This is a genomic window from Deltaproteobacteria bacterium (assembly GCA_019308905.1).
Classification (GTDB): domain Bacteria; phylum Desulfobacterota; class BSN033; order WVXP01; family WVXP01; genus JAFDHF01.
Genome location: JAFDHF010000103.1, coordinates 1 through 7,506, shown reverse-complemented (window position 1 = coordinate 7,506; position 7,506 = coordinate 1). Strand labels below are relative to the sequence as shown.

At 55.2% G+C, this 7,506-nt stretch carries 6 protein-coding genes; all 6 read right to left on the bottom strand.

Translation table 11 applies throughout. From position 1 onward, the window contains the following. Positions 1–38: 38 nt before the first annotated feature. A complete protein-coding gene (locus tag JRJ26_19670) occupies positions 39–545 on the bottom strand; it encodes a hypothetical protein (protein ID MBW2059711.1) in 507 nt (168 codons plus the stop codon). 163 nt (positions 546–708) lie between these two features. Then, complete coding sequence (locus JRJ26_19665; GenBank protein MBW2059710.1) at positions 709–2,241, bottom strand: transglycosylase SLT domain-containing protein; 1,533 nt, start codon at positions 2,239–2,241, stop codon at positions 709–711. A 323-nt stretch (positions 2,242–2,564) separates the two neighbouring features. Then, positions 2,565–2,975: a prepilin-type N-terminal cleavage/methylation domain-containing protein gene (locus JRJ26_19660; GenBank protein MBW2059709.1), complete on the bottom strand. Its 411-nt coding sequence runs from the start codon at positions 2,973–2,975 to the stop codon at positions 2,565–2,567. Positions 2,976–3,633: 658 nt separating this feature from the next. After that, entirely contained in the window at positions 3,634–4,719 is a 1,086-nt protein-coding gene (locus JRJ26_19655; GenBank protein ID MBW2059708.1) for a sigma 54-interacting transcriptional regulator, read from the bottom strand. A gap of 170 nt (positions 4,720–4,889) precedes the next feature. After that, a complete protein-coding gene (locus JRJ26_19650) occupies positions 4,890–5,708 on the bottom strand; it encodes a sugar phosphate isomerase/epimerase (GenBank protein MBW2059707.1) in 819 nt (272 codons plus the stop codon). Positions 5,709–5,961: 253 nt separating this feature from the next. Further along, complete coding sequence (locus JRJ26_19645; protein MBW2059706.1) at positions 5,962–7,134, bottom strand: mandelate racemase/muconate lactonizing enzyme family protein; 1,173 nt, start codon at positions 7,132–7,134, stop codon at positions 5,962–5,964. Positions 7,135–7,506: the final 372 nt, after the last annotated feature.

Genomic DNA, 7,506 nt, shown 5'->3' with positions numbered 1-7,506 from the left:
CAGGCAACCCCACGAGAGAGATAGGAGCACCTTTGCGGTCAATCAGAAGAAGCGATGACGAAGCTCTTCCTTTCAACCAGTTCGCCGTTGAGAAAGACCTCCACATTCCACCGGCCGCTTCTCAGGGAATCGTCCATGTCCAGATGGGCTGTGAAAGTGAAGAAGACGCCTGGATCAAGGCTCCCCGGGGTATGAAACGATGCCGAGCCGGCGGTCCAGATCTCGCCTTGCGGGTCGATCCACCTGGCCGAAAACGTGTAGGACCGGTCCGGTTCAAGGCCATGCCACCGGGATACGAGAAAGACCCGCTTGTCTCTGCCCTTCACAAAAACGGAACCAACAGCCTGGGGCCGGGTGGTTACACTCCGGATGCTTTCCTGATCAAAAAACTCGTTGCCAAGCTTTTCCAAGACCCACGCCGGGGGGTGTGCGTTTTCTATGTCGGTGCACAAAACGATCTGGTGGGTAGAAGAGCCTCCCGTCAATCCCTGGCTGGCAACGCCCAAAACGGCAAGACCAGCAAGCAACGCAACTGTTCCCTTCATCTTCTTTCTCTCCTGTGTGTACTTCACCCTTCATGCAAACCAAACCGGTGAGTTTCATGCCCTCGACGGCACTTCACATATTGCAGACTATGGCTGGAAATTCACCCGGGCATCACCGAACAGGATCTCACAATCAGCCCCCTCACGTTCCTCCACCCCAGCTTCAGGGCTTCTTTCCCTCGTAGTAGGCCAGCACCTTCCTCACATATCTTTTCGTCTCCTTGAAGGGGGGGACTCCCTTGTATTTTCTCACGTTGGCAGAACCGGCGTTGTAAGCCGCAATCACCATCTCCAAGGAATCGAATCTCGACAAAAGAAACCCGAGATGCTTGATCCCCCCCTTGATGTTCTCCTCGATATCATAAGGGTCCACACCGAGTCGAGCAGCAGTACTGGGCATGAGCTGCATCAGACCGATTGCCCCCTTATGGGAGACAGAGGAATGCTCGAACTCACTCTCGGCATTGATAATCGCAAGCACCAAGGCGGGGTCCACGTGGTATCTCCTGGAATACTTGAGAATAGAAGACCCGATGACCCTGACGGCCTTCCAGTCGACCTTCCCCTCCTCGTCCGGTGCCTCCAAGGGCTTCTTCCCATGGCTCTCCGGCGGAGCCTCGACCTCCACCTGCGGGGACCCCAATCCTACCGGAGGGGAGTTCGCCCTGACGGCCTCCACCGTCTTGGCACTCCCCCTTCTTATCTTCTCAACAGATGGGACGATCCCATCATCAGTCACTCCTCCAAACAGCCCGTCAATACCCCTCAGACAAGCCATCTGGACAAAGCTTCCCGGTCGAACGCCGGGGACGGAAGAAAATGGATCCCCTCCCCCGGTCCAAACCCCTTTTCCCGCCTTGTTCCCGTCTCCGTCCACCCCGAAGGCGGAGACAGGACGGCCGGACATTCCCCTGTCATGCCGCCCGGTGTTTTCCGGGATACAAGTCGACCTGAATACCCCGGCGTGGACCTCTCCACCGCCTCCCTGCACAAGGCTCCTCCTTCTCCCGCCGTGGCGTGAAGTATTCTCCCAATCCCTCGTATCCGCCAAGATCTTCGTGACCCTTTTACCGTCGTAAAGAAAGACTTCCCTTCCTGCAACCCATATCACATCACCCTCGGCATTCAGCCTCGGGTTGCCTGCCAAGGCCACACCCTTTGCGAGTTGGATAATTTTCGAGCCGTCGTAAAAGGATATCTCTTTCCCGGCACTCTTTGGTTCACTCCACCATACCATCTGCCCCCTGCCGTTCAGCTGGAGCCCGACTTCGTCGTATGAGTTATCTGTAAGCTGCCTGATGCTTTCGCCGTCATAGAACCATACCTCGTAGTCTTCACCGTCAAACTCCCTCCAAGCCACCCGCCCCAAATCATCTATGTGGGGGTCTATGTCATCGCAAAAATTACCGGTGAGACGGAGCGTGCTTGACCCGTCAAACAAGAGTATTTCGTAGTCATCACCGTCCCACTGCTGCCACACAACCTGTCCTCTGCTGTTTATTCCGGGACTGCCTTCTACCGCAGGGCAACCGCCCGGGCATGCTTGCCCAATCCTCCTTGCAGCCATACCCGCGTGCCCATCCAATCCTGAGGGATAGGGGGTGTCTGGGTTGCCTCTATCGTGAATCAGTATGTATGCCAGGACACCGAATACGGCGAACAGAGCCACAAACAGCAGATACGAAGATTTGTTCATCTTTTTCTGACCCCTCTTTGAGATGGAGAAGACGAGATCTGATCCGTGCCGCTTTATCTAACGTCCCATAGAGAATCTACAAAGTCAGCTATCGGAGAATCAAGTCTTCACCCGGCCGGAACCGCCTTGTCTGCTCCCCCCATAGGCGGCCCGCCTCTCCAGACTCCTCCATTGTAACCGAACGGAATTCCTTGTCAAGAAAAAAGTAGCTTGATTTCAGCAACTTACAGCATTTGACAGGATTTGACTCTTAGGGGCTGAACGTCATGGGGAGTATCGGGATCGCTCCTTGTTAGGGTGAAGCCGGGCTTGCTCCTCCCGTCTCATTCAGGCAGCCAATCCCTCTTGATCAATACGCCGTCACAACTCCAGGTGGGCTCACCTCTGTAATTGTACAATACCCAGCCTCCCGATGCCCACCCTGTGGCCTCGGCCCTCACTGCATATGATGAGAACTCATTGGGGAAGGTCGAGTAGGTGAAATATTTCGTTCCTGATATATCCACGCCGTAGCTCTTGAGCTCGTTGTGATCAGCCTTATAGTATCTGTGGTTCTTCATGTAGTAGAAGGCCTGCGAGCGAATCACTTGAGGCAGAATCTTGTAGATCTCTGCACATCTCGATTCTGACCCATAATTTGAGATAATAACCGTTGTAACTGTCGCAAGGATGGCCACGATATTCACCACCACGAGCAGCTCGACCAGGGTAAATCCCTCTTGGCGAATGGTCATTGTCCTTCCAGCCGAAAGGCGGGTACCAGCCACTAGCAGAACGATCCGCCGTACCTTGGACCTTACAAAAGGGGAAAATCACCCCCTTCAGTGAGAACGGGACTCACCGAAGCGGGCAAGATCCCTCTCCCTCCGATTCTACAACCTATGGCAGAGATAGAACTCCGACGGTTCCACCGCTGTTCACACTCATTTACACCAGCGGCCGACCCCATCTGAAGGCATAGACCTCTTCCTCAGCAAATGGCGCGGCCGGAACGGATAGACCCCACCCCCCAGAGGGGCAAGCTATCTCCGTGCCAACTCTCACGATCTGGGCTCAGTCTGCGGGAGTCACGGGAAGTTACCAAACAAGACCACGATTCCGGCCTCCACGAAGGGTATCATTTGATGCCAAAGAGGATCATTTCATACCGAGAGTAGACAACTCCCGACAAATCTCCATCAAGAGGCCATGGGACCTCCTTTTTTCACCGTACCGGCGCGACCTCTAGCCGTAACCTGTACCGGCCGTGGGCGCCCTTCCCAGGTGGTGCACCGGAGATGTGAAAACTCCATGGACTGGGGCCGGAAGTCCTTGCGCGAGTCGAACCGCATCGTCAAGATCTTCGCGCAAAATCCGTACGGGGCTGCACAATCCCTTTTTCCCATTCCCGGTTCAGTCACCCGATCGCCCCTTTTTCTCCTGCCCGAGGAATTCCGGCCGAGTACGGGCCGTGTTTTTCAAGCCGTATTTCTTGAGGCGATAGAGAAGCGTCGCCTTAGAGATACCCAAGAGCCTCGCGGCCTTTGCCTTGTTGCCTCCACACTTCTCTACAGCCTGTCGGATAAGCTCCTTGACCACGGACTCCAGTTCAATCCCATCCTCTGGGAGCTCGCCAGGAAATCCATCCTGCCTTTTGTCGAGTCGTACCGACCGCCTGAAACGGAGGAATGAGAGGTGCCTCGCCTCCAGCACGTGCCCGTTTTCAGCCAGCAGTACGCTTTCGATGGCGTTCTTCAGCTCTCTCACGTTCCCCTTCCAGGGATGGGAAGTCAGCAGGCTCTTGGCTTCCTCGGAAATAGACCGAAAATTCCTCCCGAATTTCTGATTCAGTTTCTCTATGTAGAACATGGCAATAGGAATAATGTCTTCCTTTCTCTCTCTAAGAGGAGGAATCCCTATTCTGGCTACATCCAACCGGTAGTAAAGGTCTTCACGGAAGTGACCGGCTCTTATCGCCTCTTCGAGGCTCTTGTTTGAGGCTGCAATCACCCTCACGTCCAGTCGGATTTTTCGAGTTCCACCAACGCGGAAGAACTCTTTACCCTCGAGAACTCTCAGGAGCTTTGTCTGCGCCTCCAGGGGAAGCTCGCTGATTTCATCAAGCAGTATCGTCCCCCCATTGGCCATCTCAAATTTCCCCTTTTTCCCCTGGCGGAACCCTCCGGTGAAACTCCCCCCCTCGTATCCGAATAGCTCGGTTTCGATCAAGCCGCTGGGAATCGCACTGCTGTTGACAGTAATAAAAGGGCCACCGGCCCGGGGGCTCAGATAGTGGATAGCCTCGGCGATCAGCTCCTTGCCGGTCCCCGTTTCGCCCTCAATCAGAACAGTGACGTCCGGGAATCTCGCGATTTTCTCGATCAGCTGGAAGATCTGCCTGATTTTCTCGCTCTTGCTGATGAACTTCTCTCGTTTGAATGTTTCAATGGTCTCGAGGCCAGCACGAGCCGCCTCTCTCTTGTGCTTCGGAGGTTCCATGTAAAAACCCTTACGCCGGATCTCAAACCGAGGGATACCCAAAATGATTTGAAATTCAACGGACCTGACTCACAAGGCCAACAGGTTCAAGCTCTCAGGAGCCCTCACAAAGAAGCTATCGCCGAGTGTCAGGTCATACCAAGGAATAGGGGCACCACCAAAACCGATATCTAGGCTTCTGACAGCAGATTCTGAAGATAGCCGAGGGCCTGCCTTGCTGCAGTCTCACCGTCAGGGAGGGGCAGGCACTCGATCCCCAGGTACCCCTCGTATCCTATGTCTCGCAGGGTAGACAGGATGGACGGGAAATCGAGATGCCCCATTCCCGGAGCCCAGCGGTTGCTGTCGGCGAGATGGATATGGACCAACCTGTCGGCGTTGTCTCTCAAGGCTCTTTCGATAGAGGTCTCCTCGATATTCATGTGAAAGGTGTCCAGATGAAGGCCGACCACAGGGGATCCCATTTCCTCAATGAAACGTCTTGCCTCTTCAGCGGTATTTAGAAAATTGCTCTCATACCGGTTGATGGCCTCGAGCGTCAAGCCCGTGTGAGACTCTCGTGCATACTCGGCACATTCGAGCAGGCAGTCCTTCGCTCTCGCCCTGGCCACAGCCCTTTCCGGCTCTTTCTCCGGCAGAGGCCCCTTGATCGTGCCGATGATCACCCTGGCCCCGATCTGTGCCGCAAAATCCACGTGGGCTTTGATCCGCTCGATCGCGGCGAGTCTTATCTCCTCATTCCCCGAAGTGAAGAAGATCCCCTCATCCACGTAAGCCTGTCCTGTTCCGATCGTCGATACAACCACCCCTGCCTCCTTGATGCTCCGCAGGACGGCCCTCCGGTCGAGTCGGTTTGGATCTCTGATGTGGAGTTCCACGGCCTCAAATCCAATGCGGGCCGCCTCTTGAATCTGCTGGGCATAGTCACCCTGAAACAAGATCGGCGCAAATCCCGAACCAGAAGCAGAGATAGTAGCACTGACTTTCATCCTCCTCGTCCTCCAGTCTCTCGCTGGCTTGGAGTCACTTATACGGTCAACCCCCAAAACGCGGCCCGGAGGGGCCCGGGCAACAGGCCACCCTCTCATACGGACCAACCAACTACTAAGCTACACAAAACCATGGATTTGAGCAAGGGATGGGGAATATCCGCGCTGTCTCTCCGTTTGTTGGGGATCTTTTCTCTTGAAAGGAGAGCGCCTTGTCGCCAGGCTTCTCCTCCTGTTGAGATCTGCTGGAATGCTATGGCGAGTGGTCTTCATGTGAGCCCAGGCTTCTTGGAGGCGACTCCTGATAAGGGTATCGCCAGAGGGCATCTTCGTCTATTTCGAGGCCCAGCCCAGGACCAGTAGGGATCTTGATATAACCCCCTTCCACTCTTAAGGGGTTCACCGATATGGCGTCTCCAGGCTCGGCGAAGTTCACAAAATACTCGGTGATGAGAAAATTCGGAATAGTCGCGGCTACCTGGATGGTTGAGGCCAGGGCGACGGTGGTGCTATTGTAATTGTGAGGAGCAACTCCAACGTAATGGGGCTCGGCCATGGCGGCGATCTCTTTGAGTTCCAGGATCCCCCCGCAGCTAGCCACGTCAGGATTCAAGATATCAGCTGCCCTTTTCTCCAGCACTTCCCGGAAAGCGTTCTTGGTGTAAAGTGTCTCTCCAGTTACCACGGGCAACCCAGTAGCCCGCCGCACTTCGACCATGGCATCCAGGTTGTCCGATGGAACAGACTCCTCGTACCAGAAGGGGTTGAACTCCTGGATCATTCTGGCCACCCGTATGGCGTGCATGGGAGCCAGCCGCCTGTGGACCTCCACGAGGATGTCTATGTCAGGACCGACTGCATACCGAACCGCCCTCATATTCTCAGCAGCCGCCTTCTCGTCGGCCTGGCTGATAAACAGGCGCCACGGCCCGGGGAAGGGGTCGAATTTGAGGGCAGTGAAGCCCGACTTCACGGTCTCAGCCGCCATCCTGGCCAGCTCCTCGGGAGTCCTCGCTCCGGCGTACCAGCCGTTGGCGTATACTCTTATTCTGTCACGGCACGGCCCCCCAAGCAGATTGTACACCGGAGTGCCGAGAGACTTGCCCACAATGTCCCATAGAGCCTGTTCTATGCTGCTCACCGCACAAAACAGATCCATTGCCCCTCTCCTCCCGGCAAAGTCATCGTATGCCATGCAGACAAATCTTTTGATATGGAAAGGGTTCATTCCTGCGATGTACCTTGAGAGTTCCACAATATGCTGGGCAATGTTCTTGTCCCTGTCAGGCAATGTATATGCCTCACCCCAGCCCTCAATCCCCGCATCGGTTTTCACCTTCACCAGGAGCCAGTTCTTCCCCCCTATCCAACCGCTCCTGGCCGTGTTGGGACGAGTGAGAAAAGTCTCGACTCCAGTGATCTTCATACAGTCCTCATTAGGGTCAATTTTGCGCTGTCTATGTCCGAGCCAAGACACCGTGTAAAATTCAATAGCATAATAACCCCGGCGAACGGGCGAAACAATGCCCTTTTCAAGTTCCCCGGTACAACGGCACCTTTCGCCACTCAAACCAATCCCTTCCCTTGAGCTCGGCCTGGTCGCGGCCCGCAAAAGCCTATCCCAGACGGTCGTCGCCCCTCGCCCTGAACCCTAAGCCACGCAGCGGTGGGAAGCCTGACCCAGCGCCATCACGCAAGTTGCTTGAGAACCTACGTCCCCTTCTTTTTTTTGACAAAAAGAGGGCCAGACCGTTTTCTTTTTGGGGGGGTCTGGCCCGTGGAGGAGGAGGAAGAGGAA

Bases quoted from the DNA above. Each gene is read 5' to 3' on its own strand.
- JRJ26_19670 (MBW2059711.1), bottom strand. From the start codon at position 545: ATGAAGGGAACAGTTGCGTTGCTTGCTGGTCTTGCCGTTTTGGGCGTT.
- JRJ26_19665 (MBW2059710.1), bottom strand. From the start codon at position 2,241: ATGAACAAATCTTCGTATCTGCTGTTTGTGGCTCTGTTCGCCGTATTC.
- JRJ26_19660 (MBW2059709.1), bottom strand. From the start codon at position 2,975: ATGACCATTCGCCAAGAGGGATTTACCCTGGTCGAGCTGCTCGTGGTG.
- JRJ26_19655 (MBW2059708.1), bottom strand. From the start codon at position 4,719: ATGGAACCTCCGAAGCACAAGAGAGAGGCGGCTCGTGCTGGCCTCGAG.
- JRJ26_19650 (MBW2059707.1), bottom strand. From the start codon at position 5,708: ATGAAAGTCAGTGCTACTATCTCTGCTTCTGGTTCGGGATTTGCGCCG.
- JRJ26_19645 (MBW2059706.1), bottom strand. From the start codon at position 7,134: ATGAAGATCACTGGAGTCGAGACTTTTCTCACTCGTCCCAACACGGCC.